This is a genomic window from Terriglobia bacterium (assembly GCA_020073205.1).
Classification (GTDB): domain Bacteria; phylum Acidobacteriota; class Polarisedimenticolia; order Polarisedimenticolales; family JAIQFR01; genus JAIQFR01.
Map to the genome: position 1 here is coordinate 20,797 of JAIQFR010000034.1, position 21,859 is coordinate 42,655.

General features: G+C 69.7%; 23 protein-coding genes and 1 pseudogene. 19 read left to right on the forward strand and 5 right to left on the reverse strand.

Translation table 11 applies throughout. From position 1 onward, the window contains the following. Nucleotides 1-18 precede the first annotated feature (18 nt). Genes LAO51_09135 through LAO51_09180 form a run of 10 tightly spaced genes read left to right on the forward strand, consistent with a single transcriptional unit; the run spans nucleotide 19 to nucleotide 11,083 of the window. A complete protein-coding gene (locus LAO51_09135; protein ID MBZ5638903.1) occupies nucleotides 19-1,656 on the forward strand; it encodes an NADH-quinone oxidoreductase subunit M in 1,638 nt (545 codons plus the stop codon). Continuing rightward, entirely contained in the window at nucleotides 1,656-3,200 is a 1,545-nt protein-coding gene (locus LAO51_09140) for an NADH-quinone oxidoreductase subunit N (protein MBZ5638904.1), read from the forward strand. Before LAO51_09135 ends, LAO51_09140 begins: the two co-directional genes overlap by 1 nt. A 45-nt stretch (nucleotides 3,201-3,245) precedes the next feature. After that, a complete protein-coding gene (locus LAO51_09145) occupies nucleotides 3,246-3,494 on the forward strand; it encodes an AtpZ/AtpI family protein (protein ID MBZ5638905.1) in 249 nt (82 codons plus the stop codon). Continuing rightward, nucleotides 3,491-3,904 (forward strand): hypothetical protein, encoded by a 414-nt coding sequence (locus tag LAO51_09150; protein MBZ5638906.1) that lies wholly within the window; start codon nucleotides 3,491-3,493, stop codon nucleotides 3,902-3,904. The genes LAO51_09145 and LAO51_09150 overlap by 4 nt, the downstream gene beginning before the upstream one ends. Further along, nucleotides 3,901-4,731 carry a F0F1 ATP synthase subunit A gene (gene atpB / locus LAO51_09155; GenBank protein MBZ5638907.1) on the forward strand — a complete coding sequence of 277 codons (831 nt, stop codon included), beginning with the start codon at nucleotides 3,901-3,903 and terminating at the stop codon, nucleotides 4,729-4,731. The genes LAO51_09150 and atpB overlap by 4 nt, the downstream gene beginning before the upstream one ends. A 39-nt stretch (nucleotides 4,732-4,770) precedes the next feature. After that, nucleotides 4,771-5,010: an ATP synthase F0 subunit C gene (gene atpE, locus LAO51_09160; GenBank protein ID MBZ5638908.1), complete on the forward strand. Its 240-nt coding sequence runs from the start codon at nucleotides 4,771-4,773 to the stop codon at nucleotides 5,008-5,010. An 11-nt stretch (nucleotides 5,011-5,021) separates the two neighbouring features. Then, nucleotides 5,022-5,627 carry a F0F1 ATP synthase subunit B gene (atpF, locus tag LAO51_09165; protein ID MBZ5638909.1) on the forward strand — a complete coding sequence of 202 codons (606 nt, stop codon included), beginning with the start codon at nucleotides 5,022-5,024 and terminating at the stop codon, nucleotides 5,625-5,627. A 31-nt stretch (nucleotides 5,628-5,658) separates the two neighbouring features. Then, nucleotides 5,659-7,584 carry a serine/threonine protein kinase gene (locus tag LAO51_09170; protein MBZ5638910.1) on the forward strand — a complete coding sequence of 642 codons (1,926 nt, stop codon included), beginning with the start codon at nucleotides 5,659-5,661 and terminating at the stop codon, nucleotides 7,582-7,584. Continuing rightward, the gene (locus tag LAO51_09175) at nucleotides 7,581-9,074 is read left to right on the forward strand and encodes a hypothetical protein (protein ID MBZ5638911.1); all 1,494 of its coding nucleotides are present in this window, start codon (nucleotides 7,581-7,583) and stop codon (nucleotides 9,072-9,074) included. The genes LAO51_09170 and LAO51_09175 overlap by 4 nt, the downstream gene beginning before the upstream one ends. Continuing rightward, nucleotides 9,071-11,083, forward strand: a complete 2,013-nt coding sequence (locus LAO51_09180) for a PEGA domain-containing protein (protein MBZ5638912.1) — start codon at nucleotides 9,071-9,073, stop codon at nucleotides 11,081-11,083. Before LAO51_09175 ends, LAO51_09180 begins: the two co-directional genes overlap by 4 nt. On the opposite strand, the gene LAO51_09185 is transcribed toward LAO51_09180, so the two are convergent. Both LAO51_09185 and LAO51_09190 read right to left on the reverse strand, forming a co-directional pair. Continuing rightward, nucleotides 11,070-11,717, reverse strand: a complete 648-nt coding sequence (locus LAO51_09185) for a zf-HC2 domain-containing protein (GenBank protein MBZ5638913.1) — start codon at nucleotides 11,715-11,717, stop codon at nucleotides 11,070-11,072. The genes LAO51_09180 and LAO51_09185 overlap by 14 nt on opposite strands. 19 nt (nucleotides 11,718-11,736) lie before the next feature. Further along, nucleotides 11,737-12,324: a sigma-70 family RNA polymerase sigma factor gene (locus tag LAO51_09190; GenBank protein MBZ5638914.1), complete on the reverse strand. Its 588-nt coding sequence runs from the start codon at nucleotides 12,322-12,324 to the stop codon at nucleotides 11,737-11,739. 420 nt (nucleotides 12,325-12,744) lie between these two features. Here LAO51_09190 and LAO51_09195 point away from each other — a divergent pair, with 420 nt between their 5' ends. From LAO51_09195 to LAO51_09225, 7 genes are all read left to right on the forward strand, one after another. Further along, complete coding sequence (locus LAO51_09195) at nucleotides 12,745-14,013, forward strand: SpoIIE family protein phosphatase (protein MBZ5638915.1); 1,269 nt, start codon at nucleotides 12,745-12,747, stop codon at nucleotides 14,011-14,013. Next, the gene (locus tag LAO51_09200) at nucleotides 14,010-14,405 is read left to right on the forward strand and encodes a response regulator (protein ID MBZ5638916.1); all 396 of its coding nucleotides are present in this window, start codon (nucleotides 14,010-14,012) and stop codon (nucleotides 14,403-14,405) included. Before LAO51_09195 ends, LAO51_09200 begins: the two co-directional genes overlap by 4 nt. Further along, nucleotides 14,402-14,623 carry a hypothetical protein gene (locus tag LAO51_09205; protein MBZ5638917.1) on the forward strand — a complete coding sequence of 74 codons (222 nt, stop codon included), beginning with the start codon at nucleotides 14,402-14,404 and terminating at the stop codon, nucleotides 14,621-14,623. Before LAO51_09200 ends, LAO51_09205 begins: the two co-directional genes overlap by 4 nt. A gap of 12 nt (nucleotides 14,624-14,635) precedes the next feature. Further along, nucleotides 14,636-16,762 (forward strand): hypothetical protein, encoded by a 2,127-nt coding sequence (locus tag LAO51_09210; GenBank protein MBZ5638918.1) that lies wholly within the window; start codon nucleotides 14,636-14,638, stop codon nucleotides 16,760-16,762. Further along, nucleotides 16,755-16,958, forward strand: a complete 204-nt coding sequence (locus LAO51_09215; protein ID MBZ5638919.1) for an ATP-binding protein — start codon at nucleotides 16,755-16,757, stop codon at nucleotides 16,956-16,958. The genes LAO51_09210 and LAO51_09215 overlap by 8 nt, the downstream gene beginning before the upstream one ends. A gap of 84 nt (nucleotides 16,959-17,042) precedes the next feature. After that, on the forward strand, nucleotides 17,043-17,960 hold the full coding sequence (locus LAO51_09220; protein ID MBZ5638920.1) for a hypothetical protein: 918 nt from the start codon (nucleotides 17,043-17,045) through the stop codon (nucleotides 17,958-17,960). After that, entirely contained in the window at nucleotides 17,960-18,328 is a 369-nt protein-coding gene (locus LAO51_09225; GenBank protein MBZ5638921.1) for an STAS domain-containing protein, read from the forward strand. The genes LAO51_09220 and LAO51_09225 overlap by 1 nt, the downstream gene beginning before the upstream one ends. On the opposite strand, the gene LAO51_09230 is transcribed toward LAO51_09225, so the two are convergent. The 3 genes from LAO51_09230 to LAO51_09240 all read right to left on the reverse strand — a co-directional run bounded on the left by LAO51_09230 (nucleotide 18,291) and on the right by LAO51_09240 (nucleotide 21,101). Further along, nucleotides 18,291-19,325, reverse strand: a complete 1,035-nt coding sequence (locus tag LAO51_09230) for a CPBP family intramembrane metalloprotease (GenBank protein ID MBZ5638922.1) — start codon at nucleotides 19,323-19,325, stop codon at nucleotides 18,291-18,293. The two genes, LAO51_09225 and LAO51_09230, sit on opposite strands and share 38 nt — an antisense overlap. Then, complete coding sequence (locus LAO51_09235; protein ID MBZ5638923.1) at nucleotides 19,322-20,251, reverse strand: isoaspartyl peptidase/L-asparaginase; 930 nt, start codon at nucleotides 20,249-20,251, stop codon at nucleotides 19,322-19,324. Before LAO51_09235 ends, LAO51_09230 begins: the two co-directional genes overlap by 4 nt. A gap of 682 nt (nucleotides 20,252-20,933) precedes the next feature. Then, on the reverse strand, nucleotides 20,934-21,101 hold the full coding sequence (locus tag LAO51_09240; GenBank protein ID MBZ5638924.1) for a transposase: 168 nt from the start codon (nucleotides 21,099-21,101) through the stop codon (nucleotides 20,934-20,936). 62 nt (nucleotides 21,102-21,163) lie between these two features. Between LAO51_09240 and LAO51_09245 the strand changes: the two are divergent. Further along, a pseudogene (locus LAO51_09245) lies at nucleotides 21,164-21,307 on the forward strand (putative metal-binding motif-containing protein). Between the two features lie 81 nt (nucleotides 21,308-21,388). Continuing rightward, a partial coding sequence (locus LAO51_09250; GenBank protein ID MBZ5638925.1) for a hypothetical protein occupies nucleotides 21,389-21,859 on the forward strand: 471 nt, incomplete at its 3' end.

Consider the following 21,859-nt stretch of genomic DNA (forward strand, 5'->3'; position numbering starts at 1 on the left):
GGAGAGGAGTCTTCCGCGATGAACCCTTTCGGCAATCAGCTGCTCAACGTCGTCACCTACCTCCCGCTCGCGGGGGCGGTCCTCCTCCTCTTCCTCGACAAGGAGAAGAAGGAGCTGATCGCGAGGTTCGCGACGGTCGTGGCGGGGCTCGGGTTCCTCGTCAGCCTTCCCCTCTGGTTCGCGTGGAGCGCGGCGCCGAAGGACGCGTTCGGCTTCCGGTTCGTCCAGGAGGCCCGCTGGGTGGAATCCATCGGCGCGAGATACGTGGTGGGCGTCGACGGGATCTCGATGCTGCTGATCCTGCTCACGACCCTCCTCGGGTTCATCTCGGTCCTGTCGTCCTGGACCGCCATCACGGAGCGGGTGAAGGAGTACTACTTCTTCATGCTCCTGCTGCAGACCGGGATGATCGGCGTGTTCGTCAGCCTCGACTTCTTCCTGTTCTACGTCTTCTGGGAGGTCATGCTGGTCCCGATGTACTTCCTGATCGGGATCTGGGGAGGTCCTCGCAGGCTCTACGCCGCCATCAAGTTCTTCCTCTACACGCTGCTCGGATCGGTCCTGATGCTCCTCGGCATCCTGGCGCTCTACTTCTACCACGGCAGCGTCACCGGAACCTACACGTTCGACGTGCGCGTACTGCAGGCCATGGGGGCCTGGAAGGACTGGTTCGATCTCCAGTACTGGGTCTGGCTCGCTTTCTTCGTCGGGTTCGCCATCAAGGTCCCGATGTTCCCGTTCCATACCTGGCTCCCGGACGCCCACGTGGAGGCCCCCACCGCGGGGTCCGTGATCCTGGCGGGCGTCCTCCTGAAGATGGGAACCTACGGGTTCGTGAGGTTCAGCCTGCCGATCCTGCCCGACGCCACCCGGTACTTCCTCCCCTGGGCGCTCGGCCTGTGCGTCGTCGGGATCATCTACGGGGCGATGGTCGCCATGGTGCAAAAGGACTGGAAGAAGCTGGTGGCGTACTCCTCGGTGAGCCACCTCGGCTTCTGCATGCTCGGCGTGTTCGCCCTGAACTACCAGGGGATCGTAGGCGGCGTGCTCCAGATGCTGAACCACGGGCTGTCCACCGGCGCGCTGTTCCTCATCGTCGGCCTGGTGTACGAACGGCGGCACACGAGGCTGATCGCCGACTACGGGGGGGTCTCGAAGGTGATGCCGGTCTTCGCGGTGTTCTTCATGCTGATGACCCTGTCGTCCATCGGCATGCCAGCGATCCCAGGCAACGGCTTCGTCGGCGAGTTCACGATCCTCCTCGGGGCGTTCCGCCTCCCGCAGAAGTACTGGGCGGTGCTCGGCGCCACCGGCATCGTGCTGGGGGCTGCGTACATGCTCTGGCTCTACCAGAGGACGATGTTCGGCAAGATCGAGAACCCGGAGAACCTCAAGCTCAAGGACCTGAATTTCCGCGAGATCATGACCCTCGTCCCGCTGACGATCGCGGCGTTCTGGATCGGCCTGTATCCCGCGCCGTTCTTCAGGATCCTGGACGAGCCGGTGAACCGCGTGGTCCAGCAGGTGGAGAAGACCCAAGTCTATCCGCAAGGGATCGCGGGGATCTTCCCCGCGGTGCCCGACGTGGCCCGGGTGCTCCGCGACCGCGCTCCCGAGGGCGTCCCGGCCAGGGACGGTGCGACCGAGGCTCGGTGATGGGCGGATTCGACCCGGGCGCGGCCGTCCAGAACCTCACCTGGCTCAAGCCCGAGCTGCTCCTCGTCGTGGTGGGGTTCGTGCTCCTCGGGCTGTCGGTCGTGCTGCCTCAGGATCGCCGCCGCGCCATCGCAGCCGTGGCCCTCGTCGGAGTGGTGGCGGTCGCCGTGCTCCTCGCCGCGTACGGGCCGGCGGTGCCGGGGGCGGGACCCAAGGTCTTGGCCGGTCCCGGTGTGCGCACGTTCATCGACGCCGAGGGGAGATCGGCGTACGTGACCGACGGCTTCTCGATCGTCTTCAAGATCATCTTCCTGATAGGGGCGGCACTGGCGATCCTGATGGCGGTTCGATTCCTCGACGACGAGGGGGCGCAGTCGGGGGAGTTCTACGCCATGGTGGTGTTCGCGGTGCTCGGCATGATGCTGCTCGCCTCGGGGAACGACTTCGCCGTGCTCTACATCGGCCTCGAGACCATGGCGCTGTCGGTCTACGTGCTGGTAGGGTTCACCAAGGGGAACCGCAAGTCCAACGAGGCCGCGCTGAAGTATTTCCTCCTCGGGGTGTTCGCCTCGGCGATCCTCCTGTACGGCGTCTCGCTGGTCTACGGTACGACCGGCACTTACAACCTGGACGGCGTCGCGATGGCGATCGCCGGGGGGGAGACGGGGCCGCGGAGCTTGCTCGAGATCGGCGCGATCCTGGTGCTGGTGGGCATGGCGTTCAAGGTCGCGGCGGTACCGTTCCACATGTGGACCCCCGACGCGTACGAGGGCGCGCCGACGCCGGTCACCGCGTTCATCTCGACTGCGGCGAAGGCCGCCGCGTTCGCCATGTTCCTCCGCGTGTTCCTCCGCGGGTTCTACGGCCTCGCGGCGGACTGGACGCCGCTCCTGGTCGTGCTGGCGATCGCGTCGATGACCCTCGGCAACGTCGTGGCGATCCTCCAGGACAACGTCAAGAGGATGCTGGCGTACTCGTCCATCGCCCACGCGGGCTACATGCTGCTCGGCCTGATCGCCGTGGGGGCAGCACGCGGGGACGCTCTCACCCAGCGCTACGGGATGACCGCGGTGGTCCTGTACCTCCTGGTCTACACATTCACCAACATGGGTGCCTTCGGGATGGTCGCGATGCTCAGGCGGCGCGAGATCGTCGGCGACCGGGTCGAGGACTTCCGGGGGCTCGCGCGCACCAACCCGCTGGCGGCGGTCACGATGCTGGTGTTCCTGCTTTCACTGGCCGGCATCCCGTCCACGGCAGGTTTCATCGGGAAGTGGTGGCTGTTCGGCTCTGCGGTGAAGGCGGATTACGCGTGGCTCGCCGTCATCGCCGTGGTGAACAGCGCGATCTCCCTCTACTACTACGCCCGTCTCGTGGTGGCGATGTACATGACCGCGCCGGAGACCGAGCACCGGGTGGTCGTGTCGGTCCCGCTCGCCGCCGCGCTCACGGTCTCGCTCGCCTTCACGCTGATCATCGGCGTGTACCCCCAGCCATTCATCCGTTTCGCTCAGTACGCGCTGCTGCCCCTCGCGGCACCGTAGCCTTGACAGGGCTGCTACATTGACCCGGGCGGCACGAGGGGCGCCGTGAGCGGACCGGTCGAGGTCGAGCCGGGATCGTCGGGGCCTTCGCCCTGGTCCTACGTCGGGTTGGGGTTCGAGATCGCCGTGCCGCTGCTCCTCGGGGTGGTGCTCGGGCGCCGCTTGGATGTGTGGCTCGGGACCGGGCCGTGGCTGCTCCTCGTCGGAGCGGCGCTGGGGATGGCCGCGGGCTTCCTGGCCTTCTTCCGGACGGTGCTGCCCCCGCGAGGGGGAGCGGGGGACGGAGTGCGATGATTCGGACTCGATCCCTCCGCTTCGTCGCCGGGGCCTCGGCGGTGTCCGTGGCCTCCGCCGTGGCGGCGTTCGCGACGTTCCGGCCCGATGCATCCGTCGGCCTCGCATGGGGAGCGGTGGGCTGGGGGGTGATGGCCGCGATCGGCCTGGCGTCGGGCGCCGGGCTCGCCGCCGCGTACGGCAAGACCGGTACGGGCTTTCTTGTGGCGATCGTTGCAGGTATCCTGAGCAGGCTCGCGGCCACCCTGGGCGGTGCCCTGGGGGCGGCGAGAGCGGGACGTGGTGCGCTCTCCGCGTTTCTCGTGGGCCTGGGGGCGGGCTTCGTGCCGTTGCAGGTCTACGAGGCGATCTTCTTCTACAGGGCGGGTCGGCGGCGCACCGGCCCGGACGGAGCGGTGCGGCAGGCATGAGCGGAGCCGAAGCGCACGCGGCGCAGCAGGCGCCGGCGACCTTCAACGCCGGCGAGCACATCCTGCACCACATCCTCGACTCCAACGAAATCGAGGTCCCCTTCACACAGGCGGTGATCCACCTGCCGCGGATCGAGATCGCGGGCTACGACTTCTCGATCACGCGCAACGTGGTCATGATGTGGATCGCCGGGGTGTTGCTCCTGGCGATCCTCGGCCTCGCGGCGAGGCGGTCCAAGGACCCGGTCCCCCGGGGACTCCGCGGTCTCCTCGAGATGCTCGTCCTGTTCGTGCGGGACGAGATCGCCCACAAGAACATCCCACGTCATGCCGATCGGTACGTGGGATACCTCCTCTCCACGTTTTTCTTCATCCTGACGTGCAACCTGCTGGGGCTCGTCCCCGGATTCTCGACGCCCACCTCGGGGATCAGCGTCACCGCCGGCCTCGCGGCCATGGCTTTCGTCATGGTGCAGGCTTCGGGGATTCGGGAATTCGGGTTCCTCGGCCACTTCCGCAACCTGTTGCCCCACGGCCTCCCGGTCTGGCTGATTCCGATCATGCTCCCCGTGGAGTTCCTCGGGATGTTCACCAAGCCGTTCGCGCTGTGCATCCGGCTCTTCGCCAACATGACCGCGGGGCACGTGGTGATCCTGAGCTTGATCTCCCTGATCTTCATCATGAAGACGGCGTTCATGGCGACCGTGTCGGTGCCGTTCGCGCTGTTCATCTACCTGCTCGAGATCCTGGTGGCCTTTCTGCAGGCGTACATCTTCACGATGCTGACGTCACTTTTCATCGGTATGGCCGTGCACCCGGCGCACTGACCGGGCCGGCATCGAGAGATCGAAAGGAGGACCGCCGACATGGAGCATCTGAATCTGAATCTGGCCCTTGCGTTCCTCGGAGCGGGTCTGGGAGCGGGACTGGCGATCATCGGCGCGGGGGCCGGCATCGGCCGCCTCGCCGCGAGCGCGATGGACGGCATCGCGCGCCAGCCTCAGGCCGCTGGACTGATCCAGACGGCGATGATCGTCTCCGCGGCGCTGATCGAGGGGGCCACGCTTTTCGCGCTGGTGATCTGCATCATCCTCGCGTTCAAGTAGGAGAACCGGCGATGTGGCGTCGATTCCTCGTCCCGCTGGCGTTGGCGTGCCTCGCCACCGCGACGGCCGCCGCGGAGGCGGAGGGGGGAGGGGGCAGCAGCGCCCTGATCACTCCGAAGATCGGGACCGTCTTCTGGACGGTGGTGACGTTCCTCGCGCTGGCGATCTTCCTTCGCATCGTCGCCTGGAACCCTCTCTTGGGAGCCATCGATAGGCGGGAGCGGATGATCCGCGAGAGCCAGGACCAGGCCCGACAGGATCGCGAGGAGGCCGCCGCCCTGCTCGAGCAGCACCGGCAGATCCTCGGGAAGGCACGCCAGGAACGACTGGAGGCGGTCGAGGCCGGCCGGAAGGACGCGGAGCGGCTCAAGGCCGAGATCCTCGACGACGCCCGCCGCCAGCGCGAGCAGACCTTGAAGCAGACCGAATCGCAGGTCGAGACCGCCTTGCGGCAGGCGCAGGGTGAGCTGAGGGCGGCGGCGGCGGACCTGGCGGTCCGCGCCGCCTCGAAGCTCGTGGCCTCGAGCCTGGACGAATCCGCGCAGCGCAGGCTCGTCGAGGAGTACCTGGCCGACCTGGAGAGTCAGGCCGGTCCGTCGGGCTCCTTGCCGTCCTGAATCGAGCCGCGCGCCGGGGCCACCCCGAGCGATGGAGCTCCAGAATCTCGGCCGCTACCGGATCGTCAAGGAGCTGGGTCGCGGCGCCATGGGCCGGGTGTACCTGGCACACGATCCGGAGATCGACCGGCCGGTGGCGATCAAGGCGATCCAGGTCTTCGCAGGGCTTCCGGAGCAGGACCAGACCTCCGCGCGCGAGCGGTTCCTGAGGGAGGCGAGGTCCGCGGGGAAGCTCCTCCACCCCGGCATCGTCACGATCTTCGACGTCGGCGAGGCCGAAGGCGTTCCTTACCTCGCGATGGAGTACGTCGAGGGCCAGACCCTCGACGGCTTCTGCGGGGCCGACGGCCTCCTGCCCATCGGAACGGTTGTGGAGATCGTCGCCCGCGCCGCCGAGGCCCTCGCCTACGCGCATCGCGCGGGCATCGTTCACCGGGACGTGAAGCCGGCGAATCTGATGCGCGTCGGCGAGACCTCCGTGAAGATCATGGACTTCGGCCTCGCCAAGAACCCGGCGTCCCAGCTCACCCACGACGGGACGCTGATGGGGACGCCGAATTACATGTCCCCGGAGCAGGTCCGCGGCGCCACCCTCGATCGACGAAGCGACCTGTTCTCGCTCGGGGTCGTCCTCTACGAGATGCTGACCGGAGAGAAGCCGTTCGGGGGCGAGTCGGTCTCCTCGGTGCTCTACAGGATCGTGAACGAGGACGCGGCCGACGCGTTCATCCAGAGGCCCACGCTTCCGGCCGGCCTGTCGGTGTTCCTCCGCAAGGCACTGGCCAAGGAGCCGGACGACAGGTTCCCCGACGGCGAGGCGTTCGCCGCGTCGCTCCGCCGGGCTGCCACGGACGCCGCCGCTCCGGGCGCGGCCGCCGCTCCGCCTGCCCAAGGGCCGTCGCCCAGGCGCGCGCGCGGGGCGCGCCTCCCTGAGGCGGACGCGCCGGAGCCGGCGAAGCCGAGACGGCGCGGAGGGCGCGTCGTGGCGGCGCTCGGCGCCACAGGCGGAGTTCTCGCGGTGGCGGCGGCCGCCTACGTCGTGTTCCGCGGAGTGCCAGGGGCGCCGCCGAAGCCAGCTGAGGTGTGGATCGAAGCCCGAGTCAAGACCGAACCGGTGGGAGTCCCGGTTTCCCTCGACGGGAAACCGGTGACGGGCAACAGCGTCCGCTTCACGTCGATGGAGCCGTTCGGCGTCCTATCCGCGGCGCAGGACTGCCGCAAGGCGACCCATACGCTGGCTCCCGCGGACGGCGGCCGCGAGATCGTCCTGGTTCTGGACCCCGTGCGAGCGGAGGTCGTCGTGGACCCGGGCGTTTCCGGCGCGCGAGTGCGCTTGAACGGTGGATCGGCGATCCCCGCGCCGGCCCACCTGACGCTCGAGCTGTGCCGGGAGAACGCGCTCGAAGCGTCGGCGCCGGGACACCACGCCGCGAGCGTGGCGATCCCATCCGGCGCCACGCCCCTCGAGGCTCGAACCGCCGCGGCGGGACTGCGGCTCGCGGCGATCCCCACCGGCCGGTTGAAACTCCCGGCTACGCCCTTCCCGGTCACGTTCTTCGTGGACGGGCGCCGCGTCGACCGGGGGGGAGGCGCCATCGATCTGCCGGAAGGGAAGCACTCGATCCGCGCGGTGGACGAGGAACATTGGATCGACGTCCACGGCGAAGCGGAGGTGGGTGGAGGCGTGACCACGACCCCTCGACTGGAGATTCCGGGGATGGCCGTGCTCACGGTCCAGGCGTTTCCCGGCAACTGCAAGGTGTACCTTCGGCGCGACGGTACCGAATGGCGATTCCTCGACGAGACTCCCGTGAAGCGGGAGGTGGGCGCCGGGCACTACCGAGTCAAGGTCGAGTACGAACCCACCGGGGAGTCGAAGGAGCAGGACGTGGATCTCGTCGCCGGGCCGAACAACCCTCCGCTCCGCTTCGGATTCGAAAGGGGGGGCAGGAGATGACCCGACCTCGGCGAACGCCGGCCTTGATCGTCGCGATTTTCGTGGTGACGCTCCTATCGAAGGCGGCGGAGACGGCCCCGGTTCGCGATCCGGAGGGCGCGGCACGGCAGTACAGGATCGCGCGACGATTGGTGGCGGAGGGATCGGCGGACGCGGCCGCCGCGCTGGCGAAGGTCTTCGATCTCGACCCGGCCGGACCGCTCGCCGACGACGCGCTGGTGGAGCAGGCGCTGCTGCTGCCGGTCGCCACGTGGCCCGGGGATCTCGGCCGGATCGCGGCGCCGGAGGCTCTCCGCGCCGCGGCGCTCCTCGATCGGGCGATCGACGGATTCCCGGGTGGGGACCGCGCGAGCGAGGCGAGGGTGCTCCGCGCCTTCCTGCGCCTGGAGCCGCTGCTGGGGCGCGACCCCGCGCGCGCTCGCCTCGATCTGCTCGGGGTGGCCACGGGCGCAGTGGACGAGCGCTGGCGCTCCTCCGCGCGGTTCGGGATCGCCTGGATCGACGAGCGTTCGGGAGAGCGGGAGCGGGCCAGATCGGCCTACCAGCGCCTGGCGATCGACGGGGCGACGACCCCGGCCGGCGACAGGAGTCGTGCCCGCCTCGCGAGGATGCTGCTGCGCGACGGGAAGCCCGGACGCGCCGCGGCGCTGATCGAGGAGAACGCGGAGGAAGGCGGTGAGCGAGAGACCTTGGCGCTCCGGGACCTGGCCGTGCGGAGCACGCTGCGGCAGGCGGGCGTCGGGGGGCGCTGGACAGGCGGAACCGCCGTGACCGCGCCATCCGGTCTCAAGGGTGTCGCCGCGGCGGCACGCCTCCGCGACGGAGGACTGCTCCTGGCCGACCGGCGCACGGGAGCGGTGATCGAAATCGAAGCCGACGGGAAGACCGGCGCGCGCTTCGCGCTGGACGGGGTGCAGGCGCTCACGGAGGATTCGATGGGACGCCGGTTCGCGGCGGCGGGCGAGCGCCTCTACCGCTTGTTGCCGTCGGGACCCGTTGCCGTCGCCGAGCTGGGAGCCTTCTCGCCGGCCTCGGCCATGACCGCCGACGGGTGGGGCCGGCTCTATCTCCTCGACCGGCACGGCGAGAGAATCGGCGTGCTCGAGCCGGGCGCTCCGTCGCCCGCGGCGCTCGCCGGGGTTGCCAAGGCTCCTCGGCTGACCGGTCTCGTCTGGGACGGAGCGCGGCTCGTGAGCCTCGATGCGCGGGCCAAGGGGCTCGTCGAAGTGCTCGCCGACGGGAGCTTGCGACCGATCGCCGCGGTCCCGTGCGAGCGGCCCGAGGCGCTCGCAGCGGATCCGGCGGGGGAGGTGGCCGTGCTCGACTCGAAGGCGGACGAGGTCCTGTTGCTCGGCCCGGACGGCCAGGTCCGCGATCGCGTCTCGATCCGGGCCGCGGGCCTCCCGCGGGCCGACACGATCGTCCTGGGCGCGGACGGCTCCCTCGACCTCCAGGCGGAGGGGGGCGGGACGACGGCGAGGTTCCCGTGAAAACTCAGGCAAGCATCGCGCTCGTCGCGCTCGCCGTCTCGGTCTGCCTCATGAGCCCGGCCGTTCCGCGCGCCGAGGAGCCGCCCCCGCCGACCCCGGCGCGCCCGTCCTCGCCTCTCGACGCGATCCGCGACGACCTCCTCGCGCTTCGGTTCGAGTCCGCGCTGGCCGCGATCGACGCGATGCTCCGCGATCCCGCGCTGCCTGCGTCGACGAGGCTCGACGCGCTGGTGCTTCGCTCGCAGGCTCACGCCGCCAGCGGCGCGTTGGACGCCGCGGAACAGGACTACCGGGAAGTCCTCGATCTCGACCCGGCGTTCGAGCCGGACCCGGCGGTCGCCTCGAGGAAGGCGATCGCCCGGTTCGAGAAGGCCCGAGCGGATCGTGTGGGCATGCTGCGCATCGACCTCGACCCTTCAGACGCCACCGTGCTGGTGGATGGCCGGCCGGCGCGCCGCCTGGCCGACGGCACCCTCCCCGCGCTCGCCGGGAGCCGGACCCTTCGCCTGGAGAGGAAGGGGTTCGATCCGCTCGAGCGGACGATCGACGTGCAGCCGGGACACGAGACCCCGTTCGTCGTCCGTTTGGTCCCCAATGTCCGCAGCATCGTCGTCCGTACCGAGCCGGATGGCGTCCTGGTCTCGGTGGACGATCAACCCTCGGGCGAGACGGCGAGGCCGAAATCGGGCGCGCCCGACGCCCCGGCGCAGCTCGAGATCGACGATCTCGCTCCGGGCGAGCACGCGATCACGTTGAGGAAGCCCTGCTATCGAACCGTGCGTCACCGGCGAATGATCACGGTGGATCTCATGGATCACGCGCCCCTCGCCATCGAGACGGTGGCGCTCGACCCGGTCCGGTCCCGCCTCAAGCTCATGGGCTCGATCGAGGGAGGCGAAGTTCGAGTCGACGGGAATCCCGCGGGAACCCTGCCGATCGAGCCCCTCGAGCTCTGCCCGGGACCGCGGGACGTCGAGGTCCGCGCCGGTGGTCGGGTGGTTTGGTGGGCCAGGGTCGAGCTGCCCGAAGAGGGTGGGCTCGAGGTCGAGGTCCGCCCGCGGCCGAACCTCGCTCGCGTGGTGGCCGAGTGGCCCCGAGCGCTCTCGCCGTTCGCGGAGTCGTTCAGCGCGGCGCCTCCGCTGCCGCTTCCGCCCGGCGCCGACTTGTCCTCGACCCACGGCTGGGAGGCGGTCCAGCTCCCGGGCGGCACCGACCTCGCGGTCACGGTAACCCCGGCGCCCGGCGGCGGGCCCGCAGACCGCGGCGCGCTCTATAGCCCGATTCTTCGCACCGTGGAGCGGATCGAGGGCACGCTTCCCGACCCCTCCCGCCCCGCGTGGCTCGAGAGCTCGACGGGCATGAAACTGGCGGACAGCTCGGTCTGGGGGAAAGCGGTGGTCGTGGAAGTTGCGCCGGGCGGTCCCGCGGCGGCCGCGAACATCTCGGTCGGGGACCGCGTCCTGGCCGTTGGATCATCGGCCGTCGACGGCTCTCGACAAGCCGCCGCCGCCCTTCGGGACGCCGCGCCCGGATCGGAGATCGAGGTCCACGTCGCCGGGCCGCAAGGGGCTCCAAGGGCGGTCCGCGTCCGCACGGCCCCGACTCCCGTGATCCCCGTCCGTCACGACGGTGCGCGCTCGCCTGCCGTGGTCGCCGCCTGGGCGGCCGCCGACGGTGCGGTGGCCGGAGGCGCGGCGCCGTCGGCGCTCGCGAATCTCGCCTTGCTGCTCTCCGGCGCCGGCCGCCACGATCTCGCGGCCGATGTCCTGCGCCGGATCCCATGGGGGGAGCGCAAGGGGGTCGGTGCGGGAACGGGAGCCTACCTCCTGGGGAGGGAGCTGGAGTTCCAGGGCCTCGAGGCGGATGCGCGGACCGCATTCTTGCGGGCTCGTGCGTCGCTCTCCACGGCGCCGGACGACGACGGGCTGGAAGTGGCGCCGGCGGCCGCGGATCATCTCGCGGATCTCGGCGTCGCGCCCGAGCCGGCCGCTCAACCTACTGGGCGCTGACCCTCGGGTCGCTCGCGAGCGCGACGTACCGGAGCGCTTCCCGCGTCTGGCCGAGCCGGGTGTTCGACCGCAGCTCCGACGCGGAGATCGCATCGAGAAGGTAGCCCATGTCCGCCGCCCTCCGGCCCTCGATCTTCTTCTCGAGGCGGGAGAACGCGGCGTCCAGATCCTCGCGGGTGAGCGCTGCAGCCGGCGACGCCGGCGCGGAGATTCGCGCCGCCTCGAGGCGGTGGTCGAGGGTCGCCTCCTGTTGACGGAGAAGTCCCTCCACCTCCGCCCGCGTGACCCCGGCCGCGAGCGGGTTCGAGCCGGCGCCGACAGGCGTCTCGCGGTCCCTCAGAGTCCAGCCGGCACCGAGCCCTGCGGCCAGGACGATCATCGCGCACGCGAAGCCCGCCGCGAACGCCCAAATCGGACGGCGGAAGGGGCGCGGCGACAGGAGAACCACGCGCGGCGATACCGGGAAGAGAGACTCGGCCCGGCGCAGCTGCTCTCGCGCGAACGCGAGCTGCGCGAGATCGTCCCTGCAAGCGGTGCATCGCTCGAGGTGTGCGTCGAGCCGCCCGGCGTCGGCTGGGTCCAGTTCGTCGTACAGCCGGGCGACCAGGAGATCCCTATAAGCTTCGCACGCCATGGCCAGACTCCCCGTCCTCTCAGGGCGCCTCGACGCCCTGGCGGGCCAGGGCGCCCTTGAGGGCCGTAAGGCCGTAGTACATCCGGGATTTGACCGTGCTCTCGGGACAGCCGAGGATCTCGGCAATCTCCCGGAACTTGAGCCCCTCGAACTCCTTGAGAACCAGCACCTCGCGCTGCTCCGGCGCCAGCGTCCCGAGCGCCTTGTGGATCGCCCGGCGGATCTCGTCCCGTTCGAGCGACGCCGCCGGATCGGCCGACACCGGGCCTTCCACCCGCTCCCGAACTCGGTGCTCGACGGCCCCCTCGTCCGCCTCGAACGTGAGAAAGCGCCAGCGTTTCCGTCGTCTGACGTGGTCGCGGCAGAGGTTGAGCGCGATCTGGTACATCCAGGTCGAGAACCTCGCGCCGACCCGGAATCGCTCCGAACGGGTCAGGATCCGGAGGAAGGTCTCCTGACAGACGTCGCGCGCGTCCTCCGTTCGCTGGAGCAGCCGGAATGCGAAGCGGAAGAGAGGCTGCTCCCAACGTGCCACGAGCACGCCGAGGGAATCGGTGTCGCCCGACTGGACCGCAAGCACCAGGTCTTCGTCGCTCGGCGCGCCCAACGCGTCCTCCACCAGGGACCCCGACATTGAAACGCGCGAGGCTTCCCTTTGGACGAGAGAAAGCGCGTACTCGCTCGAATCTTCGGAGCCGAACCCTCCCCCGCGTCGCATCGAGCGATCCGGCCCGACAATCGTCGTCCATCTTACCCCGGCCCGACGCCCCAAACTGTCAGCCGCGGTTCCGCTGATTTTAAAAGACTTGCTCGCTTGCTAGCTCCGTCTCAGCGAGAAACTCGCGGAAGACGGCCGCGTGAGTCGCCCCGGCATTCCAAGGGATGTCATCGGAATGACGTGTGAGGATGGCACCCGTACCGATCAAGTTGAATTATTACATAAACTTGAGACGCATATTCATAAAATGGCTCATGTATTGCTGTTCGATTCCATGAGCGTAAGCGACGGGTGGAGGAGTGTCCTGGGATGAGCGTCGCGCCGCCGGTCGAGGGCTACGAGGAGGAGATCCGCAGTCTCTGCGTGGAGCTGCTCGACCGATACGAAGAGGTCACCCTCGTCTACCGGTTGTGCGAACGCCTGGGCAGCGTGCTGGGAGAGGAGTCCATCGCGCGCCTGGTACTGGACGACGCTTCCCGCACCCTCGGCGCGCGCGCCGGCGAGATCTGGCTCCGCGGGGCGGACGGCCCGCGACTCGTCGCGGCGGTTCCCCGGGACCGCTCGCCGAGCGGCATGACGTGGGACGACGCTCCCCGGATCGCCGCCGAGACCGGCCGGACTTTTCTCGCGGAGGCGGCCCCGGAGCAGGAAGCGATCGTATCGGTGCCGCTCCCCTCGGAGTCGAGCGAGCCGATGGGGGCGCTGGTGCTTCGTGGACGGCCCGGCGAACGGTCGTACCGGACCGGTGAGGTCAAGCTCCTCGCCGCGCTGGCGTCCCTCACCTCCGCCTTCATCCGGAACACAAGGCTCGCCGCCGAAGTGCGCCGGGCCGAGAGGCGGAAGCGCGAGGACGAGATCGCCCGCCAGATCCACCTCGGGCTCCTGCCGCGGAGCGACCCCACCGTGCACGGTCTCCGCATCGCCGGCGGCCACCGCGCCGCCGAGAACGTCGGCGGCGACTACTACGGCTACCTGTCGCTGCCCGGCGGGCTCGGACTCGCCATGGCCGACGTCTCGGGGCACGGTGTCGGGGCCGCGCTCTACATGGCGGCCGCCAAAGGGGCCCTCCAGGCGGAAGCTAGGCGTGAGCCCTCCCCGGCGACCGTGCTCGAGAGGACCAACGAGGTGCTGGCGGCGGACTTCTCCGACTCGGACGTGTTCGCTACCGCGGTGCTCTTCCGGTTCCCGCCGGGGGGAGAGCGCTTCGCCTACGGCAACGCGGGGCACAACCCGCCGCTGCTGATTCGACGGGACGGACGCGTCGAGCGGCTCGAGCGGGGGGGCTCGGCGCTCGGCCTCTTTCCCGCGATGACGTACGAGGAGGACGAGCGCGACTTCGATCCCGGCGACGTGCTGGTGGTCTACACCGACGGGCTCGTCGAGGCGAGAGACCCGCGCCGCAGGCTGTTCGGCATCGAGCGGCTGATCGAAGCCTCCGTGCGGGCGCGGTCCGCCGGCGCCGATCGGATCCGGGAGCGACTCCTCCAGGCGATGGTCGAGCACTGCGCCGGCGTGCCGCCCGGAGACGATGTGACGCTCGTGGTGGTCAAGCGAGTGCAGGAGGAGAGGGTCGAGTGAGCGAGAAGAAGATCCTGATCATCGACGACGACGCCTTCATCAGGCGACCGCTGGAGTTCATCCTGCGCGAAGAGGGGTTCCTGCCCGTCACCGCGGTGGACGGGGAAGACGGGCTCGCCAAGCTCGAGGGCGGACGGCCCGACCTGATCTTCCTGGACGTGATGATGCCGGGCATGGATGGATTCGCCGTTTGCCGCCGCGTCAGGACCGACCCGCGGTTCTCCTCGATCCCGGTGATCATGCTGACCGCCAAGGGTCAGGAAGGGGATCGCGATCGCGGGCTGGCCGCCGGGGCCACCGAGTTCATCAGCAAGCCCTACTCCCCGTCGGAGCTGCTTCGGCGCGTGCGAGAGATCCTGTCGGAACGGACGTCGGGGAGCGTGGGGACATGAGCGCGAAGCGGCGGAAGCGGGAGGAACGGGCGCCGCTCCGGCCGCTCTCGAAGCAGGAAATCGACCGGCGGATCGAAGCGATCCTGCGCGACCTGGGGGCGGCGATCGACACGGGGGTGGGGGAAGGCGGCGCGGGGCCCGAGGATCCGCTCCGCCCGCGCCTCATCCCGGTGGGCGCGCTGACCGGCCGGATGCGACGGCTCACCGCGGACAACTGACCGGGGGAACGCGTGGCCCAGTGGAGTCACGGCAGTCGGACGCTCTTCGCGAAGCTCGTGTACTACGGGCCCGCGCTCGGGGGAAAGACCACGAACCTCCGGGAGCTGCACCGGCTGATCGACCCTCGGTCGACCACGAAGCTCCTCTCCGTCGAGACCTCGGATGACCGCACGCTGTTCTTCGATCTGCTCCCCGTGGAGCTGGGGAAGATCCTGGGTTACCGGGTCGCGCTCAAGCTCTACACGGTCCCCGGGCAGGTCCGGTACGACGCGACCCGGAGGATCGTGCTGTCGGGCGCGGACGCGGTGGTCTTCGTGGCCGACTCCCGCCGCGAGCGCGAGGTCGAGAACCGGGGTTCCCTCGAGAACCTCAGGATCAACCTTCGCGCCAACGGCCTCGATCCCGTCAACGTCCCACTCCTTTTCCAGTTCAACAAGCAGGACCTGCCGGATGCCGCGCCGCCCGCGGAAGTCGCGGGCTGGCTCAACGCCGATCCGGCGAGCGGCTTTCCCGCGGTGGCGGTGAAGGCGGTCGGCGTCGTGGAGACCTTCGTCGCGGCGGCGCGGGCGATGCTCGAGCGCCTCGCCTCCTTCGCGGCCGCAGGGACCCGGGAGCGGTTCGATCCGGCGGAACTGGGGAGGGAAGTGGAGCGGGCATTCGCCCCGTGCCTGGCGCGTCTCCGAGCCGAGGCGCGCGGCGGGCTCGCCGCGCCCTCCCCGGGGAAGGATGCCGCCACGTCCATCGTCCTCGACGGCGACGACGTGCTGGAGCAGTCCGTGCGCGCGAGCCTGGTGCTCGGGGACGGCCTCGCCAGCCAGACCGTGCGAGCCGAGCGTCTCGAGCGCGAGGCGGACGCCCTGCGCCGGCTCAGCGACTCGCTCCGTCGGGTGGGTCCGAGCTTTGACCGGACCGTGATCGTCGAGTCCGCGCTCGCCGCGGTGGGCGAAGTCCTCGGCTCGGCGCAGGTCTCGCTCCTCCGCGAGGATCCCGGGGGCGTTCCCGGGATGGTGGGAACCTGGAAGGGGTCGGCCGACCCGCTCCTGGCGTTCCCCGAGGGACGGGCCCTCGCCGCGACGCTCCTCGGAAGCGCCGCCTCGACGGTGGTGGACGATCTTCCTCGGGAGGTCGGGGGGACGCACGTGCCGCCGTCGCTCGCCGGCATCCGCGCCGGGGCGTCCTCCCCGATCGGGGGCGACGCGAAGATGACCCTCCTGGCCTACGCTCCCGCGCCCGACGGCTCCTTCGGCGACGCGGACGTGAGGTTCCTCTCCACCGTGGCGGGTCACCTCGCCGCGGGCCTCGACAAGGCGCGGATCCACGAGGAGCTGACGCTGCACCGCGACCGGCTCGAGGAGGTCGTTCGGCTCCGGACGGCGGCGCTCAGAAAGGCCTTGGACGAGCTTCGCGAGCTCGACGTCATGAAGGACCGCTTCCTGTCCAATCTGTCCCACGAGATGCGATCCCCGATCACGGCCATCCTGAGCGCGGCCACCGCGCTGCGCGATTATGGGGGCTCGCCGGAGCTCAGGGCGGAGATGCTCGATGCGATCGTGCAGGCGTCGCGGTCCCTCGACCAGCTCCTGACCGGTCTGTTCCGGCTCGTTCGCCTCGAGAACGGCGAGGAGCCGCTCGAGGTCGGCGAGACGACCCCCGAGGACGTCGTCGCGAAAGCGATCGAGCTGGCCGGGGCTCGTGGCGTCCGGGTCGAGGCGTCGAAGAAGATCGGGCCCGTCTCCGTCGACGCGGCGCGCGTGGCGCGGGCGCTCGCCAACCTCGTGGACAACGCGGTGAAGTTCTCGCCGGCGGGCTCGCCGGTGTCGATCCGAATCGGCCCGGCCCGCCTGAGGCGGGGCGAGAGCGTGGTGGACGGTGTGGCCTTCTCGGTCCTCGACCGGGGACCCGGGATCCCGCCGGCGGAGCGCGAGCGCGTCTTCGCACCCTTCGAGCAGGGGGGCGACGCGCTGACAGGCAAGCCCAAGGGGGTGGGCCTCGGCCTCCACGAGGCGCTGCGCATCGCCAGGATGCACGGCGGGGCGCTCAAGTGGCAGAAGCGCGACGAGGGGGGAAGCGAGTTCCGGCTGCTGGTGCCGCTCAGGGCGGACGTCGGCGCGGGGCCGGGAGAGGTGGCTCGTGCCTGAGGGCGCGCGATTGGAGGCGCTGTCCATAAGGAGCGATCCCGCGCGGATCCGTGACGCCAGGACGTGGATCGCGGCGGTCGCCCGGTCCGCGGGCTTCACCGAGGAGGAGACCCACGATCTCGCCGTGGCCTTGAGCGAGGTCTGCTCCAACTCCCATCGCCACTCCTACCGCGGCAGGACGGATGGACGTTTTTAATAAATAGATTTAAAAATTGTTGTTTTTATACAATAAACTAAAATATGTTGCGTTTTCAAGAACATAAACTTTAAAAAATACTGAATGAATAGAACCTCTACTCAAAAAAAAATCAGCACAACTTTAAAAACAAAAAAAACAGAAGAGATTGATAACGTAAATGATTTTTCCGGTGAACCGGGAAAGGATGTTATCAATAACGAGCTCCCCTGCGAGGCGCTGAAAGAGGATCGCGGCACCCTTTCACCGGCCGCGGCGGGAAAGCTCCGCGCGCTGGTCACGTTCGCGGCGGAGGCCGCGGCGCTCAAGCAGAAGGCGGCGGTCGCGGGAGAGCTGCGGGCTCGGGCGGGCGCGCTCGCCGAGGCCAACGCGAGCCTCGGGCGGGCCCTCGCCGACGCCGAGGCGGCGCGCCGCGAGCTGGACGGGGTCCTCGCCGCTCTGGACGCGGGGATCCTGATCCTCGGCGCCGACGGGTCCGTGCGGCATGCCAACCCCGCGGGACGCCGTCTCGCCCTGGGACATTCCGCAGACGCGGACCGGCCGTCCACGAAGTTCCTGGACGGCGTTCCCCGGGGCGCCGACGCCGAGGTGCGCGTCGCGGGCGAGAGCGGCGACGGTCGGCTGCTCATGGTCGCGCGCCGGAACCTCGACGGCGGCGAGGGAGGAGAGGTGGTGCTCCTCAGCGACATCACGCGGCGTTCCCTCGAGATCGAGGAGCGCCACCGGATCGAGAAGCTCTCCGAGGTCCTGCGCACGCTCAGCGTCCTGAGCCACAAGATCAACAACCCGCTGACGTCGTTGCTGGGCCGGGCACAGATGCTCAAGCTGGCGGCCGGGACGGACCCGAAGGTCCTGAAGGCCGCGGCGGTGATCGAGGAATCCGCGGTCCGGATCGCCGAGCTGATCCGCGAGCTGGCGAACGTCGTGAAGGAGGGCCGTCAGGAGGCCGTGGAGAAGGTCCTCAGCATCGACACCGGGCCGGGCTCGGGGGGGGGCGCGTGATGAACGTACGATCGGACCGGTCGCTCGGAGTCCTCCACCTGCGCTTCCTGGGCACGGACGCGCTCGACACCCTCGTCGCGGCCAAGGTGAAGGCGGAGGCGCTGGACCTCATCATCGGGGACGCGGACGTGGTGGTGGACCTCTCCGGGATTTCCTTCATGGACTCCACCGGCGTCGGCGTCCTGGTCAGCCTGTTCAAGGCGGCGAGGAAGAACGGACGGGACGCCCGCTTCGCCGGGGTCACGCCCGGCGTCCGCTCGGTGCTCCAGGTGATCAAGCTCGACCGGATCTTCGAGCTGCACGACGACGTGGCCAGCGCCGCCGCCTCGCTCAAGAAGCCCGGGCGCTCCCCCGTCGCGCGCGGCTGACGCGGCGTCGTTCGGCGAGGTACGCGAGGACGAACGCCAGCGCCAGCGCCAGCCCCACATAGGTTCCGACCGGGAGCGCCGGAGCCCCGGTCTCGTCGACGAATCGGGGGGCCGCTCCGAGCACGAGCCAGTTGATGAACGCGTGCAGGCCGGCGACGAACGGGAGATTCTCGGTCGCGAGCACCAGGACGCCCAGAAGCAAGCCGAGCGCGAGGGTGAATGCCGCCTGACGGAGCGGCTCCTCCCACGGCGGTCCGAGCGCGACGTGCTCGAGGCCGAACACGAGAGAGGTCGGAATCAGCGCGACCCAGCGCGAGGCCACTCGGCCCCTCGCGCCCAGCCTCGGACCGAGCCGCTGCATCTCGGCGAGCAGCAGGCTGCGGTAGTAGTACTCCTCGGCGAACGCCCGCAGCGCCTGGCCGCAGAGGATCCACCCCAGGAGCGCCTCCGGCGCGGGCCAGTGGAGGCGCAGGCGGCCCCCGAGCGCCGCGGCGAGCCCCCCCAGGACGAGGTAGACGCCGGCGACGACGGCCGCGACGCCGAGGACCCCCGCCGGCCATCGCCCCGGCCGGATGCGCCGCCAGGTGCGGCGCCAGGCGGGCGGCGAAAACCCCGAGAGCAGCGCGCAGGTCAAGAGGAGCCCGAGGCCGGCGAACGCGCGATACCTCGCGTCCAGGTTCGCCTCCGCCAAGCCCTCGGGGGCGACCAGATAGAAGACGGGGCCGTACAGGCCGAGCGAGATCCACTTCTCGAGCAGGAGCATGAGGAGGATCGGCGTGATGCTTCCCATTCGGATGCCGTGGCCCGGGAGCGGTCCGAGCCGCCATTCGCGCGCCGCGACCAGAAGGAGGAAGAAGACTGCAGCGAACAGCAAGCTGCCGACCAGCGGGTTCACGTAAGGTGAGCGGGGGATCTCCGAGTGGAACTGGCGGAGCAACCCGGCGGTCAGGAACGTGATCCCGAGGAGGATCCAGGCGAGCCAGGCCGGGACTCTCAACGCCCCGCGCCCGCCGGGTCCACCCGGACCCTGATCCCGCCCGTCTCGCTGGCGATGCCGCGGGCCATGCGGGGCGTGTTGAAGACGGCGGCGGCCCGTCCACGCCGGTCCACCAGGATCAGGCCGCCGGTTCCGCGCACCCGGCTGAGCGACGCCAGCGCGGTGCGCCCCGCGGCCGCCGGCACAGCACCCGCCGCCATCCGGTCCACCGCCGCCTTCGCGAGCACGACGCGCAGGATCCCCTCACCCCATCCCGTGGACGACGCCCCCCCGGCCCGGTCGTCCGCGTAGGTCCCGGCGCCGATCACGGGGGAGTCGCCGACCCGCCCGTGCGACTTGTCCTGGGTTCCGCCGGTGGAGGTCGCCGCGGCGACTCGTCCAAGCCGGTCGAGGGCGACCGCGCCCACGGTGTCGGACGGGGCGCTCTTGCGCTTCGCGCGGAACTCGTAGTTGACGAGATCGCGCTCGCCCCGGCGCACGCGGACGTAGCGGACGAGCTCGCGCCCCACCAAGAGGTCCCGGGTGCGGCACATCTCCGCTCCCTGCTCCCGCGCAAACCGGCGAGCGCCGGCGCCCGCCAGCATCACGTGGGCCGAGCGCTCCATCACGAGCCGCGCGACGCTCACCGGGTGTCGCACTCCCTCGACGACCGCGACGGCCCCGGCATCGAGGTTCGTTCCCTCCATGATCGACGCGTCCAGCTCGACCCTGAAGTCCCGGTTCAGGTGGGCGCCCCGCCCGGCGTTGAACGTGGGATCGTCCTCGAGGAGGCGGACCGCGAGCTCCACCGCGTCGAGCGCACTCATGCCGCGGCCCATCTCCGGCCAGACCTGCCGGATCGCGCGATCGATCCCCTCCGCGTGAGTTTCCACTGCGTCGTCGGGGATGTTCCAGGCACCGCCGTGGATCGCGAGGGCGAGGGGCACGTCGTCCTCCTTGGGAAGCGCTCCGCGGCGGCGGGGCGCGAGCTTGGCGGAAGCGAGTGGGAGTCGAACCCGTTTCCGGCCCCCATAGCCGCCGCGTCACAACAGACGGCCGAAAAGATACAACAATTCCGGGCAATGCCTCCCGGCGGAGTAGCGGCCCGCCGGGAGGCGTTCCCGCACGGTTCCCGCACAACCGGAAGCACGGCTGGGGCTAAGATGAACCCCTGTACGGGCGCTACCAGTGGGAAGGAGCACAGGCCCAGGCCGGGTCGGCGCACGGTCAAAGACGGTGGATAAACTACAGCCGATTCACTGTCTGGTGTTCCTGACCAGCCCCGTGGCGATCTATGTGGGTCTGCGGGCAAAACCCTCCCGGTACGACACGGGCTCACCGTCCTACTACCTTGCGAAGTACGGCCGAGGAGCGCTCCTCATCTCCGGGTGGGGAGGGGTGATCGTAGTCCTGCGCATACTGCTATTCGGCCTGTGAGCACGCTGCACCTGGCTTGCTAGTTGTGGTCCTGATTGGCGACGTTGGAGCCGAGCTGGCGTCGGTCGTCCGTCGCGTGCGTCGATTCCGGTCGGTTGCGACCCGCGTAGAAACCACTCCGAGAGATCCGCAGAGCCCGGCAGAGCGACGCGACCGGAAACTCGGCCCTCTCCGCTTCGACCCAGACAACCGTCACGCCTGGTTCTTGGCGAAAAAGGCCGCGCGCTCCTCGGTCGTCAGGCCGGTCTTCCCCGTCGAGCGGTCCGCCCGCGCCTGCCGCACCCAGTTCCCCAACGCCGAAGGGGTCAGATCCAGCTCTCGCGACACCGCTCCGATGGTCTTCCCCTCATCCACGACCAACCGGACCGCCCCGGCTCTGAACTCCTCGGTGAACCCTCTTCAATCGGGACGGAAACTGGGAGATCTACTTCGCACGCGTAGCGTGCTGCGAAGACGCCGACGGTGACGGGTCGGACTCTTGCCACGACTGCGACGACACGAACGCGGCGATCTACCCGGGCGCGCCCCAGATCTGCGACGGTGTCAACAACGACTGCAATTCGACAGGCTGGCCGTCGCTCGCGGGGACGAATGAATCCGACGGCGACGGGGATGGTTTTAGCGAGTGCGCGGGCGACTGCGACGACGTGTGCTCTTCCGTTCATCCCGACGCTCCCGAGGTGAACGACGGCCTGGACAACCAGTGTCCCGGCGAGCCCGGCTACGGTGTCGTGGACGAGATCTCCGGGACCAGCGGGTTCTCCGTCCCGGGCGACAAGAACGCTTTCTGCTGGCAGGCGCAGGCCGGAGCGACGGAGTACGGGGTGGTCCGCTCGCCTTCGCCGCGCTTCTCGGGGATTTGCCCGGGGACGATCACGACGGCGACCTGCTGGAGTCCGCCAGACGATCCGGCGCCCGGCGTCGTGTACTACTTCCTCGTCCGCGCGACCGCCCCATACCCCGGGAGCTGGGGGCAGGACTCAGAACTTCGAGTGGTACCCCTCCCTAGCCCTGGAGGCGGTCCGGCAATACGAGGAGATCCCCAACGAGCAAATCATCGGGTGGATGGGGCCGACCGGCCTCGACAACGTCCAGATGGGCCAGCACGTGCTGAAAAC

Excerpts from the sequence above, each read along its gene's own strand:
- LAO51_09140 (MBZ5638904.1), top strand. The coding sequence starts at position 1,656 with ATGGGCGGATTCGACCCGGGCGCGGCCGTCCAGAACCTCACCTGGCTC.
- LAO51_09135 (MBZ5638903.1), top strand. The coding sequence starts at position 19 with ATGAACCCTTTCGGCAATCAGCTGCTCAACGTCGTCACCTACCTCCCG.
- atpE (MBZ5638908.1), top strand. The coding sequence starts at position 4,771 with ATGGAGCATCTGAATCTGAATCTGGCCCTTGCGTTCCTCGGAGCGGGT.
- atpF (MBZ5638909.1), top strand. The coding sequence starts at position 5,022 with ATGTGGCGTCGATTCCTCGTCCCGCTGGCGTTGGCGTGCCTCGCCACC.
- LAO51_09225 (MBZ5638921.1), top strand. The coding sequence starts at position 17,960 with ATGAACGTACGATCGGACCGGTCGCTCGGAGTCCTCCACCTGCGCTTC.
- LAO51_09170 (MBZ5638910.1), top strand. The coding sequence starts at position 5,659 with ATGGAGCTCCAGAATCTCGGCCGCTACCGGATCGTCAAGGAGCTGGGT.
- LAO51_09205 (MBZ5638917.1), top strand. The coding sequence starts at position 14,402 with ATGAGCGCGAAGCGGCGGAAGCGGGAGGAACGGGCGCCGCTCCGGCCG.
- LAO51_09220 (MBZ5638920.1), top strand. The coding sequence starts at position 17,043 with ATGAATAGAACCTCTACTCAAAAAAAAATCAGCACAACTTTAAAAACA.
- LAO51_09195 (MBZ5638915.1), top strand. The coding sequence starts at position 12,745 with ATGAGCGTCGCGCCGCCGGTCGAGGGCTACGAGGAGGAGATCCGCAGT.
- atpB (MBZ5638907.1), top strand. The coding sequence starts at position 3,901 with ATGAGCGGAGCCGAAGCGCACGCGGCGCAGCAGGCGCCGGCGACCTTC.
- LAO51_09185 (MBZ5638913.1), bottom strand. The coding sequence starts at position 11,717 with ATGGCGTGCGAAGCTTATAGGGATCTCCTGGTCGCCCGGCTGTACGAC.
- LAO51_09175 (MBZ5638911.1), top strand. The coding sequence starts at position 7,581 with ATGACCCGACCTCGGCGAACGCCGGCCTTGATCGTCGCGATTTTCGTG.
- LAO51_09150 (MBZ5638906.1), top strand. The coding sequence starts at position 3,491 with ATGATTCGGACTCGATCCCTCCGCTTCGTCGCCGGGGCCTCGGCGGTG.